Source organism: Rhodococcus sp. HNM0563, assembly GCF_012726195.1.
Taxonomy (GTDB): Bacteria; Actinomycetota; Actinomycetes; order Mycobacteriales; family Mycobacteriaceae; genus Rhodococcus.
This window is the reverse complement of sequence record NZ_JAASAF010000001.1, coordinates 343,301-365,685: the sequence shown is the minus strand read 5'-3', so window position 1 is coordinate 365,685 and position 22,385 is coordinate 343,301. Positions and strand designations below refer to the sequence as shown.

Genomic DNA, 22,385 nt, shown 5'->3' with positions numbered 1-22,385 from the left:
CTCTTCCTCCGATACTCGGCATCGAATCTCTGTCCGATCCGATGCCTGTTGTGGACTGGATTTCGTCTGAACCGGTCACGCTGCGATCAGACCTCGATCGGCGGGTAGAGCCTTTCCATCGTGTAGCGGCGATTACGTCGAACGGAGAGCGCACTCGCGGACAAGGACACGAGCAGGATCCCGATGAGGACGGCAGTCGCGATCCACAAGCGCGAATCGATCTGGTCGGCCACCGTGAGCTGGCGCAAGCCGTTGACCGTGTATGTCATCGGGTCGAAGGGATGGATGTACTGGAACGGTGTCGCTGTGGTCGGCACGGGATAGATGCCACCGGCGGACACGAGTTGCAACATCAGAAATGCCAGGGTGACGACACGTCCGACCGCAACTCCGAATACCGCGTTGAACGCCTGGATCATCGCCAAGTAGGTCGCGGACACCAACATCAGGAACAGGATCGTTCCCGCCACGTGCTTCACGTCGAGCCCGACACCGAAATGAACGACCGTGTACATGACCACCACCTGGAGCACACCGACGAGCAACGCGGGCCAGTACGACGCCAGAACCGTCCGGTACAGCCCGACACCCGCGACTGTCGGCCGTGACTGCAGCGGAGTCAGCAGCATCCAGGTGATGATACCGCCGACGAACAGCGCCAGCGAGAGGAAGAACGGAGCAAACCCGGTGCCGAACGTCGATGCTTCGTTGGTCGTGTGCTGCTGCAGCGCGACCGGCGTCGACAATGTGTCCGCCGTCGCGGTGCGTTGTTGATCGGTCCAGCTCGGTACCTGCTGCGCCCCCTTGGCGAGCGCATCAGCAAGTTCATGCGAGCCGGACTGCAGTTCGACCATTCCAGAGGAGAGCTGTCCGGCACCGTCCGACAACTGGAAACTGCCGTCGGTCAGCTGAATCAGGCCCGAATGCAGCGTTGCCGCACCCGAATTCAGCTCGTTCACACCACTGCGCAGCTCGCCGACCTCGGCCGCGAGCCCGCCGCCCTGGAGCATCGCCAGACCGCTCTGGAGGGGACTGTTCGGATCGTTCAGCTCATATTCCAGAGCCCGCGCATCCCCCTGCAGTCGTACGATCTCGGCGCGCAACGCCTCGGTATCGGAGACCACCTCCTGTGCAGTGAACGGCGTCAATGCGGTGATGGCCTGCTGGACGATCGGGTCCGAACTCTGCCCCAGGATGTCGATGACCTGTTGAACCGCGATCCCCGCTGAGGCCTGCGCCGGTTGAGGTATCCGGTCTTCCAGCGCGACGATCGATGCTCGAAGCTGTGAGGCCTGACTTCCAACGTTCGACAACTGCCCGCTGTCGAGAGCGTTCAGGAGTGGACCGGTGACACCGTCGATCGCGGTGGCGAGCTGATCCGCACCGGCAGCCAGCTGAGCCGACCCGTCGCGCGCGGTGACCATGTTGTCGGCGAGTTCGGTGGCGCCCGCGTCGAGCTGATCTGCCCCTTCCGTCGCGGTGTCGACTCCCGAAGCGAGCGTTCCCGCGCCGGTGGCCGCCTGCTTCAGGCCCGAGCCCGCAGTTTCCAGCCCGGTGAGCACCTGCCCGACGCCCTGGGCGCCGATCGTCGAGTTGACCTGGCTGATCACCTGTTCCGACGCATCCTGGCCGATGATGGTCGCGAGGTAGTTGTTGGCATCGTTGAAGGTGAAGGTCAGATTCGCCTTCTCGGGATTGCTGCCGTTCGGCGACTCCACCGCCGCAGTGAAGTTCTCCGGAATGGTGATCGTGTAGTAGTACTTTCCGCTCGCCAGACCGTCGGTCGCATCGCTCTCCGACACCTCGTGCAGATCGAGCTGCCCGGACGCGATGAGCGACTCGACGACCTGATCACCCGCGTCGACCTGCTGACCTGTTGCGGAAAGCCCGGTGTCGTTGTTGACGATCGCGGCCGGAATCTTGTCGACCGCACCGAACGGGTTCCAGAAGGCCCACAGATACATGGCGCCGTACAGAAGCGGCATGAGGATGATCGTTGCAATAGCGATACGCGGCATGGTGCCGCGGAAGTACCGTTTCGAATCACTACCGAGGGAAACTCCTGCCAGCATCGGTCACCTACCTTCGGTCATGACGCCGATGTCGCCCGGTCCGAGGAGTCCGTGCAGGTCGACCACCGCCCGCACCCCCGAATCCGGCTTCTGCGGGTTCACGTCGGCGGTGATCACCGATTGCTGCTCTCCGAGGGCGACGAGTCGCTCCAGCAAGGTCTCGCGCTCCGCATCGTCGGCGATCTTGTCGATCCGTCCCACCACCAGAAGGGGCGGTCGGTGGGTATTGGCCACCGCGATGCGCAGCAGTAACTGCGCAATCTCCGGCAGGTCGTCGACGAACGCGTTGAGCGGTGGAATCGGTACGTCCCCGAAGACCTCCGAGCACATGTCGGCGACGCCCTCCTCGTCGACGCGCGGAACGAACTTGTACCACGGTGAGTTCCAACGTTTCTGCTCGGTCACGAGATCACGCACGGTGACGGACGGCTGGACCTCGTCGAGTTCGTTCATGCAGGCGATGGCAGAACGGGCGAGCACCTTCCTCGGCTGGTTCTCGAAACCGAGGACGGTAAGAGATCCCCGCGTCAGCCGCATCCTCCCGCACAACGCCATCAGCAGCGCCGTGCGCGCGGCGCCGGCCTGCCCCGCCACCACCGTCACACCCCCCTGATCGATATCCAGGTCGAGGGGGCCGAACACGTGCCCCCACGGACCGTGGAGTTCGATGGCTCGCGCGGACACGAGACTGCCCGGAATGTGCGTCCATTCGGACCGGTCCACGTCGAACGCGCCGGGATCGTCGTATTCCTCGGCTCCGGATTCTTCGAGATTCGTTTCGGCCAAAGCTCATCCCACATTCCGAGTCATGTTCATCGATGTCCGGACATCCCCGGCCGTGCACTCACGAAGGGACGTCATATACCGAGACCCCGCTTCAGAGCTGGTTCTTGACGATCCGGCCGTTCTTGACGATCACGGATAGATTCTTCTCGGGATCCGCCAGCAGTGTCAGGTCATCGAGGGGATTTCCGTCCACGAGCAGAACGTCGGCCCACGCGCCCTTTCGGATCACCCCGAACAGGGCCTGCCGATACGGGTCCCTCTCGCCGGCGAGGCGGAACAGTTCCGCGTTCCCCGACGTCAACATCCTCAGGGACTCGAGGTTGGTGTAGTGGTCACCGAGCCGGGCTGCCATCTCGCTCTGCCGAGGAGCGATCTGCGGCTCGAGCAGCAGGTCGGTGCCCCACGCCGTCTTGACACCGTACTTCTTCGCCCACTCGTAGACATGGTCCACTCCGGTGCAGATCTCCCGATCCTTCTCCGCGCGATCAGGGTCGGGATAGTGGTGGTCGCCCAGCGCAAACGGCTGCATCGACAACCACACCTCCTTTTCCGCGATGAGCGCGATGGTCTCTTCGTCCGCGAGGTGGCCGTGCTCGATGGAACGGACGCCCGCCGCGAGCGCCCGCCGGATCCCGGTGACGTTGTAGACGTGGGTCGCTACGTAGGTGCCGTAGTCGGTCGCCGCGTTCACCGCGGCCCGAAGTTCCTTGTCGATGAACTGAACCGTGTACAGGGGGTCGTACATCGAGGCCGCCCCACCACCGACCATCAGTTTGATCTGGGACGCGCCCTTCTTCAGTTGTTCTCGCACGCCGGCGAGAACCTGATCCTCTCCGTCCGCGACCCGCATGAACCCGATCTGCTCGGCGCGGCTCTGATCACCACCGAATACCGTCGGGCATTGGTAGACGAACCCGAAGTCACCGTGCCCGCTGGTCTGAGAAAGCGCCGCCTGGGAGGGGTAGATCCTCGGCCCTTCGAACAAACCGCGGTCGATCACCGACTTGATGCTGGCGGTATCACCGGCCATGTCCCGCACCGCGGTGAAACCTCGGTGCAACATGTTCTTCGCCTCCGCGAGGCCGTTCAAGGCGATATGAGCCTCGGAACCCATCACCATGTCGACGTAGGAGTTGGCGTTGCCGACGAGGTGGACATGAGCATCGCTCATCCCCGGCATCAACACTCGATTCGCCCCATCGACGACGATGGTGTCGCGACCCGGTTCGTCGCCGATCGGCGAGTCGGACACCGCGCTGATGGTGTCTCCGTCGATCAGCACATCGCCACCGAGCAAGTCACCGGAGTGACCGTCGAACACGCGAACATTGCGAAATAGCAGACGATTGTCGAAATCGGGGGTTGCCGTCATGAGCCGGACGCTAATCCGGATATTCCCGGCGCGCGCCCGATCCAACCGACGGACACGGAATTCACCCCACCACTTCACCCTCATCGCCCTCACCGCGGAGAACCTTTCCCGAACAGGGACTTTCGGCCCGGATCGGCCTCCTGATATCCCGCGTGTCGTGCGGAACAGTGTTCTACACTGCCGCCATGCTGATCCGCCCGACATTGCGCGTGCAGTCATGGGGATTCGTTGTCGGCGCTTTCCTGTTCGCGCTCGGTTCCGCGCCGGGAATCTCGAGTGCGCTGGGGACTGCCGGTGCAAATACTTCGTTCTTCGTCGGCTCGTGGTTCTTCACAGGCGCAGCGTTCGTCCAGCTCATGCTCAGCGGCGCCGCGACCGTGTCGGACAAGCAGGGCGTCGGAATTCGCGCCGAGTGGCTCTCGGCGATGATCCAGTTCCTCGGAACTCTTCTGTTCAATGTGAGCACCGGCGCAGCTCTGCACGCGCACACAGTCAAGGGCGAAGAGCATTTGGTGTGGAACCCGAACCTCGAAGGGTCACTGTGCTTTCTCGTCTCGAGCGCGCTCGCCGTACTGATCCTGTGGCGCGAGAAGGGATACTGGTTGCCGCGGTCGAAGGACTGGCAGAGCGTATGGCTCAATATGCTCGGGTCCATCGCCTTCGGTGTGTCGGCGGTCGGCTCGTACGTCCTCGATACCGGTAACACACTCGACCCGAGCCTCGCCAGTATCGGAACGTTTGTCGGTGCCCTGTGTTTCCTTGTTGCGTCGGCGGTCTTTCTGGGCAGCCGGAACGCACCCGAGCCGACCCGATCAGTGGCCACCTGAAGTCTCGCGACCCCGGAGTCAGGCCTCGGCGTCGCCGAGCGAACCGAGGACTGCCCCTGGCCCTTGCTCGAGCAGGACACGGAATGCGTCCTCTTCCAGAATCGGGATGCCCAGATCCGACGCCTTGTCGGCCTTGGATCCAGGATTATCACCGACCACGACGAAGGCGGTCTTCTTCGATACCGAGCCCGCTGCCTTCCCGCCCCGCACGAGAATCGCTTCCTTGGCCTCGTCGCGTGAGAGCCCCGCGAGAGTGCCCGTCACCACGATCGACATTCCCTCCAGGGTGCGCTCGATCGATTCGTCGCGCTCGTCCTCCATGCTGACACCGGCGTCGGCCCATTTGTCGACGATCGCCACGTGCCAGTCGACGGTGAACCATTCGACGACGGCAGCAGCGATGGTTCCGCCGACACCTTCGACCGCGGCGAGTTCGTCGAGGGACGCCGACCGGATTCGGTCGAGACTCCCGAACTCGGTGGCCAGGGCTCGGGCCGCGGTGGGCCCCACGTGCCGAATCGACAGTGCGACGAGGACGCGCCAGAGCGGTTTCTGCTTCGCATTGGCGAGGTTCTGCAGCAGACGCTCGCCGTTCTTGGACAACACACCTTTGCCGGTCTTGAAGATGGATGTGCGCATCAGATCGTCGGCGGTGAGTGAGAACAGGTCGCCTTCGTCTCCGATCGCCTCGGACTCGAGCAAGGCTGTTGCCGCTTCGTACCCGAGAGCCTCGATGTCGAAGGCACCGCGGCCGGCCACATGGAAGACCCGCTCGCGCAGCTGGGCCGGGCAATACTGCTGGTTCGGGCAGCGAAGGTCGACGTCGCCCTCCTTCGCCGGGGCCAGAGGAGTCGAGCATTCGGGGCACTCACTGGGCATCACGAACGGGCGTTCGCTGCCGTCGCGCAGGTCGACCACAGGCCCGAGGACCTCCGGGATCACATCACCGGCCTTGCGCAGCACGACGGTGTCGCCGATCAGGACACCTTTGCGTCGGACTTCGGACGCATTGTGCAGAGTCGCGAGCGACACCGTGGATCCGGCGACCGTGACCGGCTCCATATACGCAAAAGGTGTCACGCGGCCGGTGCGCCCGACACTGACCCGGACGTCGAGCAATTTGGTGGTGACTTCCTCGGGCGGGTACTTGTAGGCGATCGCCCAGCGTGGAGCACGTGATGTCGACCCGAAGCGACGGTGCAGTGCCATCTCGTCGATCTTCACGACGAGACCGTCGATCTCATGTTCGACGTCGTGGCGGTGCTCGCCCCAGTACTTCATCCGGTCGATCACCGCGTCGGCGCCGGTGACCCGCAAGGTGTGCGGTGAAACAGGTAGGCCCCAGGCCGCGAGCGCATCGTAGGCATCGGATTGAGATTCGGGACGGAACCCTTCGATCCGGCCGAGGCCGTGGCAGATCATGCCGAGTCGGCGCTTCGCCGTCACCGCCGGGTTCTTCTGTCGCAACGACCCCGCAGCCGAGTTCCGGGGGTTGGCGAACGGCGGCTTTCCCTCGGCTACGAGGCCGGCGTTGAGGGCCTGGAAATCCTCGAGCCGGAAGAACACCTCGCCGCGCACTTCGAGGACCGAAGGAATCGGGTATTCGTCTGTACCGGTGAGTCGTTCCGGGACGGAGTCGATCGTCATGGCGTTGAGGGTGACCAGTTCGCCGGTGCGCCCATCTCCACGCGTGGCTGCACGAACGAGCCGTCCGTCCTCGTAGACGAGGTTCAGTGCGACGCCGTCGATCTTGACCTCGCACAGGTAGTGCAGATTCGATCCCGCCTCGGATTCGACGCGTGAGAGCCAGGCGCGCAGTTCGTCCTCGTCGAAGACGTTGTCGAGGCTGAGCATGCGTTCGAGATGATCGACCGCCGTGAAGTCGGTGGCGAAACCGCCACCGACAAGCTGGGTGGGCGACTCGGGGGTGCGCAGGTCCGAGTACTCGTCTTCGAGCGCGTCGAGTTGCCCGAGCAGCTGATCGAATGCACCGTCGGAGATGATCGGAGCGTCGCGCACGTAGTAGCGGAACTGGTGCTCACGCACTTCCTCTGCGAGCTGCTGCCAGCGCTCGCGCACTTCGGGTGGAGCTGTGTGGGCCACGTCCGTCGGTTCACTCACAGCTTGTAAGCCTAGTCGAGGGGACCGACGATCCCGTCAGAGCGATTCGGGATCTTCGGAGAATGCTGCGGAGATGTCGCTCGCCATCCGGAGCGCCGTGCGGGCCCACGCGGGGTCGGCGCCGGCGAGACCGCACGCCGGCGTCGCCGACACCGACCGCAGCGTCGTGCGCGAGAAACCCAGCCGGTCGATCAACGCGACTGCGGGCTCGGCAAGTTCCCTCCAGGTCGGAATCTTCTCCGGGGCGACCGTCGGAACGAGGCCCATCAACAGAATCGTGCCCGAGTCGAGCAGTTCTCCTACCGGGTCGAGCTCGGCCCGTGTGAGCTGCGCGAAGTCGAACGAAACGGCTGCTGCCTCGCTGCGCCGGAACAGGTCTGCGGGAAGTCCGCCCGAACAGCAATGCACCGCCGCCGGGGAGCCGAGGCCACCGAGTGTCGTATCGAGAACCTGCTGAATCTCTGGTTCGGGCACGGCAGGTACGGTTTCGAGCATCGTGCGCCCCTGCAGTGTGCCCGCGAGGACCGCGGGCAAGGCAGGCTCGTCGATCTGAACGACGACGGAGACGCCCAGACGCCGGTGGAGCTCCGCCGAGTGCCGCGATATACCTTCGGCCAAGGACTCCGACAGGTCTCGTACGGCGCCCCGGTCGACGAGAGCACGTCGACCTGTCGCCAGTTCGGCGTGCGCGGCAAGAGTCCACGGGCCGATCGACTGCACCTTGACGGTGCGATCGGCGCCGGCGCCCGCGAGTTCCCATGCTTCTTCGAACGCGTCGAGATCCTGCTTCAGCAGGTCTTCGGCGATACGTGCGACCGCACCACGCCCGGCGCGCAGGCGGTAGCCAGTGGTCGTGGTGTCGAGGTGCATGTCGACGAGCAGAGCACTCGCACGACCGATCATGTCGGCACCGAGTCCCCGCGCGGGCAGTTCCACCAGGTGCGGCAGTGCAGGGAGTTCCCCGACGATCACCGCGGCGGCCTCACGAGCGTCGGTGCCCGGCCATGAGCCGATTCCGGTGGCCAGGCCCGCCCAGGGGTTCACGTGTTCCCGCTCTGTCGTCACTGGTCTCCGGTCGCTCGGGTCGCCGCGATCGTGCCGCTCCCGAGGACGATGTCGCCGGCCGGGTCCGGTCGATAGAGAACTGCGGCCTGGCCTGCCGCGACACCGGTCAGGGGTTCGCGAAGCGAAATGTCGATTCCGCCGGCGACGTCTTCGGCGACCGCTGCCGCGAGACCGCCGTGCGCACGTACCTGCACGACGCATTCGATCGGCCCGGCCGGCGCGGAACCCGCTGTCCACACTGCCCGTTCGGCCCGGATCGACGACACCTGCAGGCGTTCGGCACTTCCCACCTTCACGGTGCCGGTCTCGGGTTCGATCTCGGTGACGTAGCGAGGGCGACCGTCAGCACCGGGGCCCGCGATCCCGAGGCCCTTACGCTGGCCGATCGTGAAGCCGTGCACCCCTTCGTGTTCGGCGAGAACGTCGCCCGAGTCGGCGTCGACCACCGCACCCGGTCGGACACCGATCCGCGCCCCGAGGAAGGCGCGGGTGTCGCCGGAGGGAATGAAGCAGATGTCGTGGCTGTCCGGCTTGTTCGCCACCGCCAGGCCACGCTCCGCGGCCTCTTCACGGATCTGCTCTTTCGGGGTGTCTCCGACGGGGAACATTGCACGCGAGAGCTGTCCGGCGGTCAGCACTGCCAGTACATACGACTGGTCCTTGTCTGCGTCGACTGCGCGACGCAGGACACCGTCGGCGAGTTGCGCGTAGTGACCGGTCGCGACCGCATCGAAGCCCAGGGCGACAGCGCGATCCGCCAAAGCCGAGAACTTGATCTTCTCGTTGCAGCGCAGGCACGGGTTCGGGGTCTGCCCCGCGGCGTAGGCGGCAACGAAATCGTCGATCACGTCCTCTTTGAAGCGATCGGCGAAATCCCATACGTAGAAAGGGATTCCGAGCACATCAGCAGCGCGGCGCGCATCGCCCGCGTCTTCCTTCGAGCAGCACCCGCGCGAGCCCGTACGCAGCGTGCCCGGCGCCGCGGACAGCGCCAGGTGCACACCGACCACGTCGTGTCCGGCATCGACAGCACGGGCCGCGGCAACCGCCGAATCCACACCGCCGCTCATTGCCGCAAGAATCCTCATTCTCGGTCACCTCCTCGTCTGCCGACGCTCGCCATCCCGGCGGCGCGCGCCCGCTCCACCACCTGCGGCAGCGCCGCGAGCAGAGCATCGATATCATCTTGGGTTGTAGTGTGCCCCAACGAGAAACGTAAGGATCCGCGCGATACGACAGGGTCACACCCCATCGCTACCAGCACATGACTCGCCCGCGCCACGCCAGCGGTGCATGCCGAACCCGTCGAACATTCGATCCCGGCGGCGTCCAGCAACATCAACAGCGAATCGCCTTCACACCCGGCGAAGGTGAAATGCGCATTACCCGACAACCGATCGGCGCCGACGGGACCGTTGAGCGCCGCGCCGGGAACCACTCGCTCGACACCGGAAATGAGCGCATCCCGTAGGGATTCGAGTTCTGCAGTACGCGAGGATAATTCGGCAGTCGCGTATCGAAGGGCGGCGGCCATGCCCACGATCGACGCGGCGTCCTGTGTCCCGGACCGCACGTCTCGTTCGTGGCCGCCACCGTGCGCAAGCGGCACACACGGCACTTGCCTGCCGAGCAGCAGCGCACCGACGCCCTGAGGACCGCCGAACTTGTGCGCAGCCACGGTCAGGGCCGACAACCCGCTCGCTGCGAAGTCGACGGGCAGGTGCGCGACCGCCTGGACCGCATCGCTGTGGATCGGGACACCGAACTCTGCGGCCACCGCAGCGAGCCCGGCGATCGGCATCACGGTGCCGACCTCGTTGTTCGCCCACATGACCGTGACGAGCGCGACCTCGTCGGCGTGGGCCTCGAGCGCTTCCCGTAATGTGCGCGGATCCACGCGCCCGACTTCGTCGACGGGCAGCCAGGTCACGTCCGCACCCTCGTGTTCGACGAGCCATTCGACGGCGTCGAGCACGGCGTGGTGCTCCACGGCGCTCGCGATGATGCGGCGGCGCCGCGCGTCCTGCGCACGCCGGCCCCAGTAGATGCCCTTGACGGCGAGATTGTCGCCCTCGGTACCGCCCGAGACGAAGATCACCTCGGACGGACGCGCACCGAGATCCGCCGCGATCGACTCGCGGGCCTCCTCGATACGGCGCCTGGCGGCACGTCCGGAACCGTGCAGGGACGATGCGTTTCCGACCGTCGCGAACACTTCCGTCATCGCCTCGATCGCCGCGGGCAGCATGGGCGTGGTCGCGGCGTGGTCGAGATAGACGGTGGTCTTCGAGGTGCCGGACGGACCGGCGGCGGGCAAGGTCATGACCGATCCAGGATAGCCGGTGGATCGGGCGACTGTTGCGGTCACCTGGGTGACGGTGCGCTCACCTCCGTGTCCGCGCTCGGCGCCTGTTCGGGCACTGCTGCCCGGACCAGGTGCGGGACGCCGTCCCGTCCGGACGACCGTACCGCCCGTTCACACCGGGCAGCGAGGTCGCGGCGATCGGAACCCGGCCACTCGAGCGGTGCCACCGTCACCGACGCGACCAACCCGCGCGAGCGCACGAGCCGGGCGATCGAGGCTCCGATCGTCTCCTCACCCACAAACGCAGGCGCGGCGGTCCGCACGCCGGTGTGGTCCAGGTACGCGAACCCGATCGGCTGCACCGGGCACTCCGCATCGATCGCGGCTTCGAAGAGCGCTGAGCGAAACCCTCCGTAGGCGCGACCGCACCAGGTCGTCCCCTCGGGGAAGACCGCGACACGCTCACCGGCTTCCAGTCGCGTGCGGACGACGTCGACGACACCGGGCAGAGCACGCAGGCGTTCACGTTCGATGGGAATCACGCGCATTCGCCGCGCCAGCGACCCGAGGGTGCCCCAGTCCAGCAGGTCGGCGCGCGCCACGAACCCGGCTGGAGAGACGGTCATGATCACCAGCACGTCGATCCACGACACGTGAGGGGCCACGACGAGGAGTCCCCCCTCGTATCCGCGCCTGTCGCGTTGGTCCGTGACGGTCACGCGCATTCCCACGCACCGCAGCAGGCCGCGAGCACCCGCGCGCAGGATCGCCTCTCGTGCAGAGGCCGGGGCGAGCCGGGTCGCTGCGAGAATCGGGGCGCAGGCCAGGAGCACCACGACGCTGAACGCACGCATGACGACGATCGGCCACGCTACGCGACGTGACGCCGCGGGAAGACAACCCTCGCCGCAGGGGCTCGCCGGCATCCACGCGTGCGCGCGTGTGGTCATGCTTCGCTGCTTTCCGCGGCGCTCCGAAGGCGCTCGAGGTAGCGGATGTTCGCGTCGTGCAGGCTCAGCATTGCGACGAAGTCCGCTACGCCGAAGCCGGGATCGTGTGCGGGTTCACCACAGATCCGGGCGCCGAGTCGTAGATATCCGCGCATGAGCGGCGGAACGGTCACCCGCGCGGGCTCGTCGACTTCGTCCAGGCATCGACCGTCGACGGTCACCGGGTTCAGGGGACGGACCCGTCGTTCGGGCTCGATGCCGTGACGTGCGAGCACCATGTCGCGCACACCCCGCACGTTTGTTCCCACAGCCTCGCCGGGGTGGAGCTGCATCGGCACCGAGACGCAGCCGATGACCCGATCGTGGCCCGTCAGCTCCAGGTAGCGAAGAATCCCGGCCCACATGAGCGTCAGGACGGATCCGGAACGGTGGGCTGCATCGACGCACGCGCGACCCATCTCGACAGCACGCAGACCGTGAGGGTCGAGGGCTGTGAGGTCGAACTCGGTGGCGGTGTAGTAGCCGCCTGCCTCGAACGCGGCGCGCGGCGGCAGCATCCGGTAGCAACCGACGAGTTCGCCGGTGCCGTTCTCGTGCGCGAGCAGGTGGTCGCAGAAGTCGTCGAACGGGTCGGCGTCGAGGTCGCTGCCGTCCGCGGGTAGTGCGAAACCGGGTTCGGCGGCGAACACTCGGCGCCGTAGCCGCTGAGCGGCTTCCCGGTGGTGTGCCTCGGTGGAAATGCTCAGGGAGTATCGCGGACCGGACAGCACCGGAACCGTGGATTCTCGCGTGTGTGACAGCACCGCTGTTGTGGTCATGGTGCAGGTGTAGCGCGGCGGTGCGGCACCTCGGCAGCGGTGCGGTGTCTCGTTCGTGAACAGGGTGGAACAACCACGCGGCCCCGCCCCGGGAGTCCGGGAGGGGGCCGCGTGGAGTAGGACCTTCTCAGCCCTTGTGCTTCTTGATTGCCTCGGTCAGCTGCGGTGCGACGTTGAAGAGGTCGCCCACGACGCCGTAGTCCGCGATCTCGAAGATCGGGGCCTCTTCGTCCTTGTTGACCGCGACGATGGTCTTCGAGGTCTGCATGCCTGCGCGGTGCTGGATGGCACCGGAGATGCCGAGCGCCACGTAGAGCTGCGGCGAGACGGTCTTGCCCGTCTGGCCGACCTGGAACTGGCCCGGGTAGTAGCCGGAGTCGACAGCGGCGCGCGAGGCACCGACTGCGGCACCGAGCGAATCGGCGAGCTCCTCGACGACCGAGAACTTGTCGGCACTGCCGACGCCGCGGCCACCGGAGACGACGATGGACGCCTCGGTGAGCTCGGGACGGTCGCCACCGACGACGGGCTCACGCGAGGTGACCTTGACGGCGTTCTCTTCCTGCGCCGGAACCTCGACGTCGACGCGCTCTGCGGCACCGGCCTGCGGAGCGGACTCGATGGCACCCGGGCGAACCGAGATGACCGGAACCTCGCCGTTGGCCTTGGCGTCCACGGTGAACGCGCCACCGAAGATCGAGTGGACTGCCGAACCGTCGGCCTTGACGTCGACGACATCGACGAGCAGGCCCGAGCCGATACGCGCGGCGAGACGGCCGGACACCTCCTTGCCCTCGACCGATGCTGCGGTGAGGACGGCGGCGGGGCTGGTGGACTCGACGAGGGCGGCGAGAACGTCGACCTTCGGGGTCACCAGGTAGCCGTCGACGAGGTCGGACTCGGCGGCGTAGACCTTGGCGGCACCGGCCGCGGCGAGCGCTTCCTGCAGCTTGTCTGCGGTGCCCGCAGGGCCTGCGACGACGGCGGACGGCTCACCGAGTGCGCGTGCGGCGGTGATGAGCTCGACGCTGACCTTCTTCAGTGCACCCTCGGCGTGCTCGACGAGCACGAGTACTTCTGCCATTGCTTGCTTCTCTCCCTAGATATGTCTGCTGTGTGCCGTGGGGCGCGATCAGATGATCTTCTGGCCGACCAGGTACGTGGCGATCTGGTTGCCACCCTCGCCCTCGTCCGCGACGCGCTCACCCGCGGTGCGCGCGGGCTTCGGCGTGACACCGGTGACGGTGGTGGCAGCGTTGGCGACACCGAAGATCTCCGGGTCGAGACCGATCTCGGCGAGCGTGAGGGTCTGCACTTCCTTCTTCTTCGCGGCCATGATGCCCTTGAAGGACGGGAAGCGCGGCTCGTTGATCTTCTCGGTGACCGAGATGATGGCGGGCAGCGGAGCCTCGATGCCGAAGAGGCCCTCGTCGGTCTCGCGCTCGCCGGAAGCCTTGCCGTCGGCGACGGTCAGCTTGCGCAGGTGGGTGAGGTGGGGCAGGCCCAGGTACTCGGCGATGATCGCCGGCACAGCACCAGCCCGGCCGTCGGTGGCTTCGTTACCTGCGATGACCAGCTCGACGCCCTCGATCTGACCGAGCGCAGCAGCAAGCGCGTACGAGGTCTGGATGGCGTCCGATCCGTGGAGAGCGGGATCGTTGAGGTGGATGGCCTTGTCAGCACCCATCGACAGCGCCTTGCGGATCGCATCGGTGGCGCGGTCGGGTCCGGCCGTGAGGACGGTCACCTCGCCGCCGTCGCGCTCCTTGATGAGCAGGGCTTCTTCGACGGCCCGCTCGTTGATCTCATCGAGCACGGCATCGGCTGCTTCACGGTCGAGGGTGAAGTCGCCGTCGGTGAGCTTGCGCTCGGACCACGTGTCGGGGACCTGCTTGATCAAAACGACGATGTTCGTCATGGGTCTACGTCGACCTCCTGTGTAGCTGCTTCGGATCGGAGAGGCGATGCCTGAACCGACTACTCGTGCCTGTCGCACGCTGCGTGCGTCAGGTTACCAAACGCTAAGTTACCGGGTGGTAACTTAGCAGAATTCACGGTTCACCATAACTGCAGACGAGGAGCGAGATGGCTGTGATCTGGACCACCGAGTCCGACGCCACACACGGTGGGTCTACTCTCGGGGCGGTGAGCGACTCCACCGTCCGCGCCGACGGCGCGCAACAGCTGCCACTGACCGGCGAACGGACCGTCCCCGGCATCGCCGAAGAGAACTATTGGTTCCGCCGCCACGAAGTGGTCTACCGCGACCTGCTTCCGCGATGCGCCGGCCGCACCGTCCTCGAAGCCGGTGCAGGCGAGGGGTACGGAGCCGACATGATCGCCGACGTCGCCACACGTGTCATCGGACTCGACTACGACGAGAGCGCTGTCGCGCACATACGCGCCCGCTACCCGCGCGTCGACATCCGCCAGGGCAACCTCGCGGACCTCCCCCTCGACGACGCCTCCGTCGACACTATCGTGAATTTCCAAGTCATCGAACACCTTTGGGACCAGGATCAATTCCTCCGCGAATGCCACCGCGTCCTGACGCCCGGAGGCGAGCTGCTCATCAGCACCCCCAACCGCATCACCTTCTCCCCCGGGCGCGACACCCCGCTCAACCCCTTCCACACCCGCGAACTCGACGCCACCGAGCTCACCGAACTCCTCGTGGACGCGGGCTTCCGCGTCGAACTCGTCACCGGGGTCCACCACGGCAGCACTCTGCGCGCACTCGACGCCAAATACGGCGGCTCGTTCATCGATGCGCAGATCGAACGCGCCCTCGCCGGTGAGCCGTGGCCCGACGAACTCACCACCGACGTCGCGGCCATCACCTCCGACGACTTCGCGCTCTACTCCGAGAACATCGACGACAGCCTCGACCTGGTCGCGATCGCGGTGAAAGATCCCGCCCCATGAGATCCGCACGCGAACCCGGGATGTTCGCCCTGGTCCTCCACTCTCATCTGCCCTGGCTCGCAAACCACGGCCGGTGGCCGGTCGGCGAAGAATGGCTGTACCAGTCCTGGGCAGCGACCTACCTTCCCGTTGTCGACGTCCTGCGCCGCCTCGCCGACGAGGGACGCACGCGGCTGCTGACCCTCGGCATCACACCCGTGCTCGCCGCGCAGCTCGACGATCCACACAGCCTCACCGGAATGCACCACTGGCTCGGCAACTGGAAGCTGCGAGCACACGAGGCGGCCGCAATGGCCGAACAGTCCTATCGCGCACTCGGCGCGCGAGAACATCGGGCTGCCGACCAGGCACTCGAAACCTTCGAAACCCAGTGGCGCCACGGCGGATCACCCGTCATCCGCAGCCTCATCGACGCCGACACGATCGAACTCCTCGGCGGACCGCTCGCGCATCCGTTCCAGCCGCTGCTCGATCCCCGACTCCGGGCGTTCTCGTTGTCCGAAGGGCTGGAGGACGCACGCCGACGGTGGCAACACACCCCACGCGGAATCTGGGGGCCCGAATGCGGATTCACCCCCGGCATGGAAGAAGGCTACGCAGCAGCGGGTGTCGAGCACTTCATGGTCGACGGGCCCGCACTGCACGGCGACACCGCACTCGGACGGACCGTCCGCGAGTCCGAGGTCGTGTGCTTCGGCCGTGATCTGCAGGTCTCCTACCGGGTGTGGTCTCCGAAATCCGGATACCCCGGGCATTCGGCGTACCGCGACTTCCACACCTACTGCCACGACACGGGTCTCAAGCCCTCACGCGTGACCGGACGTACTGTCGCATCGGAGGACAAAGCCCCCTACGACCCCGACCTCGCATCGGCGGCCCTCGATCGTCACGTCGCGGATTTCGTCGACACCATCCGAAAGCGCCTGCGCAGCGAATCTGCCCGAATCGGACGCGACGCCCTCGTCGTCGCCGCGTTCGACACCGAACTGTTCGGGCACTGGTGGTACGAAGGACCAATCTTCCTGGAACGACTACTGCGCGCCCTTCCCGAAGCCGGGATCGACGTCGGCACCCTCGGCGATGCACGCGACCGCGGATACGTCGGCGGACCGGTCGATCTCGAGGACTCGTCGTGGGGATCGGGAAAGGACTGGCGGGTGTGGGCCGGGGATCAGGTCTCCGATCTCGTCCACCTCAACGACGAGGTCGTCGCCACGGCACTCGACACCATCGACAAGTCTCGCGACGCACTCGGATCGAACGCCCCGGCCTTACGGAACCGGGTGCACGACCAGATTCTGCGTGAAGCACTGATGACCGTTTCGAGCGACTGGGCATTCATGGTCAGCAAGGACACCGCTGCCGGCTACGCGCGCGACCGCGCCCACAAGCACGCCCATGCCACACGTGAGATCGCGGCCGCGGTCGCGGAAGGCCGTACTGCCGCCGCGACCCGACTCGCCGACGCATGGAACAGAGCAGACAATCTGTTTCCCGGACTCGACGCGCGGCGCCTTCCCGGACGACACGGAGGTCCCCTGTGACAACGACGAACGCTCGCCGGCTCAAGATCCTCCTCGTGTCATGGGAATACCCCCCGGTCGTGGTGGGCGGACTCGGCAGACACGTGCATCATCTGGCGACCGAACTTGCCGCAGTCGGACACGAGGTGGTGGTGCTGTCACGCCGCCCCACGGGCACCGACGCATCGACCCATCCGACGATCACACACATCTCCGAGGGCGTCCTCGTCGTCGCCGTGGCCGAGGACGCGCCGCACTTCGAGTTCGGCACCGACATGCTCGCCTGGACACTCGCGATGGGCCACGCGATGGTCCGCGCAGGAGTCGGGCTCAGCCGCGGTGGCATCGGCGACGGCTGGCAACCCGACGTCGTGCACGCGCACGACTGGCTCGTAGCGCACCCCGCAATCGCCCTTGCCGAATACTTCGACGTTCCATTGGTTTCCACCCTCCACGCCACCGAAGCGGGCCGGCACAGCGGATGGCTGTCGGGTCGCATCAACCGGCAAGTGCACTCGGTGGAATGGTGGCTGGCCAACGAATCGGATGCGCTTATCACGTGTTCGGCATCGATGCGGGACGAAGTCACCGAACTGTACGGTCCCTCGCTGCCCAAGATCTCGGTGATCCGCAACGGCATCGATATCACCACCTGGTCCTACCGGGAACGGCAACCCCGGACCGTTCCGGCACAACTGTTGTACGTCGGCCGACTCGAGTACGAGAAAGGTGTGCAGGACGCGATCGCGGCGTTGCCGAAGATCCGGCGCTCACATCCGGGCACCACGCTCGTCGTCGCCGGTGAGGGGACCCAGTTCGAGTGGCTGCGTGAACAGGCACGCCTGCACCGGGTGGCGCGGTCGGTGTCCTTCGTCGGCAACCTCGACCACACCGAACTGCTCGGCTGGTTGCACGGCGCCGACGCCATCGTCCTGCCGAGCCGCTACGAGCCGTTCGGCATCATCGCCCTCGAAGCGGCAGCAGCGGGCACTCCGCTCGTCGCGTCCACCGCAGGCGGCCTCGGTGAAGCGGTGGTCGACGGCGCGACGGGATTGTCGTTCCAGCCCGGCGATGTCGCAGGTCTGGTGTCCGCGGTACGTGAGACCCTCGACGATCCGGTCGCAGCGCAGGAGCGGGCGCGTGCAGCACGTGAACGACTCACCGACGACTTCGACTGGGGCGTGGTCGCCGAGGAGACCGTCGAGGTCTACGCCGCCGCGAAGCGCCGGGTCCGGCATCCGATCGCGCGGCCGACGATCCCGCAGCGTCCCCTGCCCGATCGCGGCTGAGCTACACGCCGTCCTCGTCGAGGCGCAGATCCCTGCGGTAGGTATCGACCTCGCAGGGTACGGCGAGCATGGCGACGAGTTCCGGGTGCGCCGCGTCGACGGGGCCGGTGTGGACCGGCCGGTATCCGAGCGCGGTGTACCACCGCGCCAGAAGCCGCTTCGACGGCAACTCGGTGTCGCGGGGACGGATGATCTCGAGTTGCATCACGTCGCAACCCGCTGCTGCACAACGCTGCTCGGCGAAACCGATGAGTCTGCGCCCGATGCCGTGCCCGCGGAAGCGGGGCGCGGCGGCGAGCATCCCGAACTCCGCAGTCGCAGCGTCGAGCCGGACCACCCGTATGCACCCGACGAGCGTGTCGCCGAGCCACGCTGCGACCATCTCACCGGCCCGGATCATCCCGTCGACCTCCGAGCTACTCGTACGGGTCGTCCCGCTCATCCACATCCCGTCTTCCGCGACCGCGTAGACGGAATTGACGAGGTCCGCGACCGTTGCCTGCACGTCGGTACCCGCACCGGCGTGCAACTCGGTGATCCGCACCGCCTGCATCGTCACCTTCTCCACCACACCTCGATTCCACTGGCCCGTTCGGACTGACTATTTCGGGGACACATCCGACGCGGGCAGCAACGGAGGTTGCCGGTCGAACCACGGGTCGGCCTGCTCGAGTTCACCGGCGAGTGCGAGCAACAGTGCCTCGCCGCCGAGCGGGCCCACGAACTGCACCCCCAGCGGCACTCCCTCACTCGTCCAGTGCAGCGGCACGGAGATGGCCGGACGGCCGGTGATGTTGGCCAGCTGTGTATAGGGGGTGCGGCCGAGGTTGTCGTCGATCACCTTGTCGATCAACCCACTCCAGCGCGCGAGTCGTCCCATCCGGGTCGCCATGAGGGCTGAGCCGAGTGCTCGCATCCACCTCGGCGTTGCCAGTTCGCCGACCCGAGCCGGCGGATACGCCAGTGTCGGTGTGAGCAGCAGGTCGTAGCGTTCGTGGAACGCGGCGAGGTCGCGAACGTAGCCCGCCCAGCGGGCATGTGCGGCAAGATAATCCGGCGCCGACACCGTTCGGCCGAGTTCGGCGAGAAAACGGGTGTCGAACTCGAACCCGTCCGGCCCACAACCGGTGCGGCGCCTGGCCTCGTCGACCTCGAGCGCGAGCGACGCGAACCACATGGTCAGGAAGTCGGCGGCGAGGCGGCGCTCGTCGATCCCGGTCTCTGCAGGTTCCACGTGGTGTCCGAGTTCGTCGAGCAGCACCACCGCGCGATCGACTGCGGCGATGGCCTCGGTGTGGACGCCGGTACCGATCGGAGAGTCTGTCGCGTAACCGATCCGTAGACGCCGGGGTGGTGTCTCCAACGCCGCCGCATAGGAACCGGGAATACCACCGGTGGTATACGGTGCCGCCGGATATGCCCCGGCCATCACGTCGAGCATCGCGGCCGAGTCGCGGACCGTTCGGCTGATCACACCGTTCGACACGGCGCCGTGCAACGGTTCGCCCCCGACCGGCCCCGTGGGTACCACGCCCCGGCCGGGTTTGAGACCGACGAGACCACAGCAGGCCGCTGGGATACGGATCGAGCCGCCGCCGTCGTTCGCACCCGCCACCGGAACGACACCAGCGGCCACGGCAGCCGCGGAACCACCCGAAGAGCCGCCGGGAGTAAGCGCACGATCCCACGGATTACGGGTTACCCCACCGGATTCCGGCTCGGTGATGCCCTTCGCACCGAACTCCGGTGTGTTGGTCTTGCCGAAGATGACGAGGCCCGCGTCGATCCAGCGGTCCACCACCACAGCGTTCTGAGCCGCCGGAAGATCAGTGAGGGCTCGGGAGCCACTTCCGGTGGGCGTTCCGATCACATCCTGCAGGAGGTCCTTGACCAGGAACGGCACGCCCGCGAACGGCCCCGTCAGTGGGCCGTCCGCGCGCACCCGGGCCCGATCGTCGAGTCGCTGCACGACCGTGTTCAGGGTCGGGTCGACGGCGTCCAGGCGCGCGAGCGCCGCGTCGAGCAACTCGACCGGCGACACCTCGCCCCCGGCCACGAGTCCCGCGAGCCCCACCGCGTCGTAGCGGCGATACTCGGCATACTCCACCGTCGTTTCCTTCCAGAGGTCCGTCAGGTTCCAGTGTTCGCGTCGACGGGCGGGTCGCCTGCCTTCTTGCGTGCGATGTCCTCGAGTGCCGCAACATAGGCTGCGCGATCGGCCGCGCCGGCCTCCCAGGCGTCCTTGCGATTCTTCACGACCCGGGCGGGAGACCCGACGGCGATGCCGTAGTCGGGGACGTCACCCTTGACGACAGCGTGGGCACCGAGCACACACCCCCGACCGACCCGGGTACCGCGCAGCACGGAAACCTTCGCCGCGATCCAGGTGTCGGGGCCGATCCGGACGGGGCTCTTCACGATGCCCTGGTCCTTGATCGGATAGGTGATGTCCTCGGTGCGGTGGTCGAAGTCGCAGATGTAGCACCAGTCGGCGACGAGGGTCGACGCGCCGATCTCGATATCGAGGTAGGTGTTCACCACATTGTCCTTGCCGAAGACGACCTTATCGCCGATACGCAGGGATCCTTCGTGGCACCGGATGGCGTTGCCGTCGCCGATGTGGACCCACTTACCGATCTCGAGCCGCGCCAGTTCCGGTGTCGCGTGGATCTCCACATTCTTCCCCAGGAAGACCATCCCGCGCAGCACCACATGCGGATTCGCCAGCTTGAACTTCGCCAGCCGGTAGTACCGTACGAGGTACCACGGGGTATACGCCTTGTTGCTCATCACCCACCGCAGCGAGGACGGTGTCAAGAATCGGGCCTGGTCCGGATCACGCCGCCGCGAACCGCGCCACCTGGTGCTCAACGGTGCACCCCACATGCTCGTCATAGCACGCAAGCCTACGGCGTCGAGACACGCCGTCTGCGGTCTGCCTCGCCCGTTACGTGAAACACCCGGCCCGATACGCTGGCGACTCGAATCCGAAAGTCCTGAAGGAGTTGAGCGATGCGGGGTGCCCTGCGAGCTGCAGTGCTGACGGCAACGGCAGCACTGGCGTTGAGCGGGTGCGGTGGCGGCGACAACGGTGGACCGTACTCGGCGGGCGCGTGGCCGGGACGCCACTCGGACGCGCGCAACAGCAACACGACTGTCAGCGACGGGCTCGACGACGTCACGTCGTCGTGGTCGCGGGCGACCGGTGGCGCTGTCGGGTCCCCAGCGACGGTGGCACCGAACGGTCAGGTCACCATCACGTCGGCTACCGACGCAGGATGCAACATCTTCTCGTACCAGATGGACAACGGACGCAAACGCTGGTGTACACGACTCGGCCCGGGAGTGGCGGACATCAGCCCGGTCGCTGACGATGTCGCCAACGTGTACGTCGGTGAGGCCGGTGGTCTGCTCTCGTTCACCGAGAACGGCCAGCGCCGTTGGCGGATCCCGGTGAGCGGCACTCCCCGCACCGTGCAGTTCGCCGGTGACGGAAGCCTGGTCGTGATCACCCATTTCGGTCAGGTCAACATCGTCGATCCACAGACCGGAATGCTCCGTGCACCGCTGTTCGATCTGGTCCCGATCCCCGGGGTCGAGGACGGTAGCAATATTCCGCGCCGGCAACCCGACCACGGATTGGCCGGTTGCTTCGGTGGCTCCCCGGATTGCCCCGTCGCGACCACCCCCGCCGTCGACCAGGACACCGGCCGCATCTTCACCACGGTGTGGCGTCCCGCCGCCGACCGCGCCGCACTGGTCGCCCTGCGATACCCGGGGGGCGAGGCCCCCGTCGTCAGCGAGGAATGGTCGAACGTCGATCTTCCGGGCGGTGCCACGACAAGTCCGGTACTCTCGGCCGACGGCACCACGGTGTACGTCCACGACGGCGAAGGCGCATTGTGGGCAGTCGACGCCGAGACCGGACAGGCTCGATGGAGTCACGACCTCGGATACACGCCGGCGACCGGTCCTGCCGTCACCGATGACGGCCTGCTCGTGCTGTCGGCCGGTGGCCCCGGCGCGCTCATCGCCCTGCGCGACACCGGCGACGCCGCGGAGGCCGCCTGGGAGCGCGACGACCTCCGGCAGGCCGGTGTCCCGGCACTCACGGCGAACGGTCGCGGCTACACGATCATTTCGGGCGACGACGGCCTCACTGCGCTCGTGTTCGACGCGGCCGACGGACGGACTCTCGACGAGGAGATACTCCCCGGGACGACCGGGTTCTCCGTAGGTACGGCTGTCGGTCCGGACGGTCAGCTCGTCGCCACGACCGTGAACGGTGAGTTGCACGTGCTGGACGGCGCCGAGGACTGAGCCGCACCTGCC

Annotated in this window: 19 protein-coding genes; 5 read left to right on the top strand and 14 right to left on the bottom strand. The window is 66.5% G+C overall.

Annotated elements, in window-relative coordinates:
* Positions 1 to 86 precede the first annotated feature (86 nt).
* From HCA61_RS01770 to HCA61_RS01760, 3 genes are all read right to left on the bottom strand, one after another.
* Positions 87 to 2,072 carry a YhgE/Pip domain-containing protein gene (locus HCA61_RS01770; protein ID WP_169686064.1) on the bottom strand — a complete coding sequence of 662 codons (1,986 nt, stop codon included), beginning with the start codon at positions 2,070 to 2,072 and terminating at the stop codon, positions 87 to 89.
* A 3-nt stretch (positions 2,073 to 2,075) separates the two neighbouring features.
* Positions 2,076 to 2,858: an ATP-binding cassette domain-containing protein gene (locus HCA61_RS01765; RefSeq protein WP_240958881.1), complete on the bottom strand. Its 783-nt coding sequence runs from the start codon at positions 2,856 to 2,858 to the stop codon at positions 2,076 to 2,078.
* 91 nt (positions 2,859 to 2,949) lie between these two features.
* Positions 2,950 to 4,230 (bottom strand): amidohydrolase family protein, encoded by a 1,281-nt coding sequence (locus tag HCA61_RS01760; protein ID WP_169686062.1) that lies wholly within the window; start codon positions 4,228 to 4,230, stop codon positions 2,950 to 2,952.
* Between the two features lie 185 nt (positions 4,231 to 4,415).
* Between HCA61_RS01760 and HCA61_RS01755 the strand changes: the two genes are divergently transcribed.
* Complete coding sequence (locus HCA61_RS01755) at positions 4,416 to 5,057, top strand: hypothetical protein (RefSeq protein WP_169686060.1); 642 nt, start codon at positions 4,416 to 4,418, stop codon at positions 5,055 to 5,057.
* 18 nt (positions 5,058 to 5,075) lie between these two features.
* Here HCA61_RS01755 and ligA read toward each other — a convergent pair whose 3' ends face one another.
* The 8 genes from ligA to HCA61_RS01715 all read right to left on the bottom strand — a co-directional run bounded on the left by ligA (position 5,076) and on the right by HCA61_RS01715 (position 14,234).
* Positions 5,076 to 7,178, bottom strand: a complete 2,103-nt coding sequence (ligA, locus tag HCA61_RS01750; protein WP_169686059.1) for an NAD-dependent DNA ligase LigA — start codon at positions 7,176 to 7,178, stop codon at positions 5,076 to 5,078.
* A 36-nt stretch (positions 7,179 to 7,214) separates the two neighbouring features.
* Positions 7,215 to 8,243, bottom strand: coding sequence for a methionine synthase (locus HCA61_RS01745; RefSeq protein WP_247273512.1), 1,029 nt, complete (start codon positions 8,241 to 8,243; stop codon positions 7,215 to 7,217).
* The gene (gene mnmA / locus HCA61_RS01740; RefSeq protein ID WP_169686057.1) at positions 8,240 to 9,331 is read right to left on the bottom strand and encodes a tRNA 2-thiouridine(34) synthase MnmA; all 1,092 of its coding nucleotides are present in this window, start codon (positions 9,329 to 9,331) and stop codon (positions 8,240 to 8,242) included. Before mnmA ends, HCA61_RS01745 begins: the two co-directional genes overlap by 4 nt.
* Positions 9,328 to 10,566 carry a cysteine desulfurase family protein gene (locus HCA61_RS01735; RefSeq protein WP_169686831.1) on the bottom strand — a complete coding sequence of 413 codons (1,239 nt, stop codon included), beginning with the start codon at positions 10,564 to 10,566 and terminating at the stop codon, positions 9,328 to 9,330. The genes mnmA and HCA61_RS01735 overlap by 4 nt, the downstream gene beginning before the upstream one ends.
* A 41-nt stretch (positions 10,567 to 10,607) precedes the next feature.
* On the bottom strand, positions 10,608 to 11,498 hold the full coding sequence (locus tag HCA61_RS01730; protein ID WP_169686055.1) for a lysophospholipid acyltransferase family protein: 891 nt from the start codon (positions 11,496 to 11,498) through the stop codon (positions 10,608 to 10,610).
* On the bottom strand, positions 11,495 to 12,316 hold the full coding sequence (locus HCA61_RS01725) for a GNAT family N-acyltransferase (protein ID WP_169686053.1): 822 nt from the start codon (positions 12,314 to 12,316) through the stop codon (positions 11,495 to 11,497). The genes HCA61_RS01730 and HCA61_RS01725 overlap by 4 nt, the downstream gene beginning before the upstream one ends.
* A gap of 127 nt (positions 12,317 to 12,443) precedes the next feature.
* Positions 12,444 to 13,400 carry an electron transfer flavoprotein subunit alpha/FixB family protein gene (locus HCA61_RS01720; RefSeq protein WP_169686052.1) on the bottom strand — a complete coding sequence of 319 codons (957 nt, stop codon included), beginning with the start codon at positions 13,398 to 13,400 and terminating at the stop codon, positions 12,444 to 12,446.
* A 48-nt stretch (positions 13,401 to 13,448) separates the two neighbouring features.
* A complete protein-coding gene (locus HCA61_RS01715; RefSeq protein WP_169686050.1) occupies positions 13,449 to 14,234 on the bottom strand; it encodes an electron transfer flavoprotein subunit beta/FixA family protein in 786 nt (261 codons plus the stop codon).
* A gap of 173 nt (positions 14,235 to 14,407) precedes the next feature.
* On the opposite strand from HCA61_RS01715, the gene HCA61_RS01710 reads away from it, so the two are divergent.
* Genes HCA61_RS01710 through HCA61_RS01700 form a run of 3 tightly spaced genes read left to right on the top strand, consistent with a single transcriptional unit; the run spans position 14,408 to position 18,053 of the window.
* A complete protein-coding gene (locus HCA61_RS01710) occupies positions 14,408 to 15,241 on the top strand; it encodes a class I SAM-dependent methyltransferase (protein WP_346777479.1) in 834 nt (277 codons plus the stop codon).
* Positions 15,238 to 16,785 (top strand): glycoside hydrolase family 57 protein, encoded by a 1,548-nt coding sequence (locus HCA61_RS01705; protein ID WP_240958880.1) that lies wholly within the window; start codon positions 15,238 to 15,240, stop codon positions 16,783 to 16,785. The genes HCA61_RS01710 and HCA61_RS01705 overlap by 4 nt, the downstream gene beginning before the upstream one ends.
* A complete protein-coding gene (locus HCA61_RS01700) occupies positions 16,782 to 18,053 on the top strand; it encodes a glycosyltransferase family 4 protein (protein ID WP_169686046.1) in 1,272 nt (423 codons plus the stop codon). The genes HCA61_RS01705 and HCA61_RS01700 overlap by 4 nt, the downstream gene beginning before the upstream one ends.
* 1 nt (position 18,054) lies before the next feature.
* Here the strand turns inward: HCA61_RS01700 and HCA61_RS01695 are convergent, their stop codons facing one another.
* The 3 genes from HCA61_RS01695 to HCA61_RS01685 are packed head-to-tail and all read right to left on the bottom strand — an operon-like array spanning position 18,055 to position 20,948.
* Positions 18,055 to 18,624: a GNAT family N-acetyltransferase gene (locus HCA61_RS01695; protein ID WP_346777465.1), complete on the bottom strand. Its 570-nt coding sequence runs from the start codon at positions 18,622 to 18,624 to the stop codon at positions 18,055 to 18,057.
* Positions 18,625 to 18,654: 30 nt separating this feature from the next.
* Positions 18,655 to 20,160 carry an amidase gene (locus tag HCA61_RS01690; protein ID WP_169686044.1) on the bottom strand — a complete coding sequence of 502 codons (1,506 nt, stop codon included), beginning with the start codon at positions 20,158 to 20,160 and terminating at the stop codon, positions 18,655 to 18,657.
* A gap of 23 nt (positions 20,161 to 20,183) precedes the next feature.
* On the bottom strand, positions 20,184 to 20,948 hold the full coding sequence (locus HCA61_RS01685) for an acyltransferase (RefSeq protein WP_169686042.1): 765 nt from the start codon (positions 20,946 to 20,948) through the stop codon (positions 20,184 to 20,186).
* A 117-nt stretch (positions 20,949 to 21,065) separates the two neighbouring features.
* Between HCA61_RS01685 and HCA61_RS01680 the strand changes: the two genes are divergently transcribed.
* Positions 21,066 to 22,373 carry a PQQ-binding-like beta-propeller repeat protein gene (locus HCA61_RS01680; RefSeq protein WP_169686040.1) on the top strand — a complete coding sequence of 436 codons (1,308 nt, stop codon included), beginning with the start codon at positions 21,066 to 21,068 and terminating at the stop codon, positions 22,371 to 22,373.
* The last annotated feature ends 12 nt before the right edge of the window (positions 22,374 to 22,385 follow it).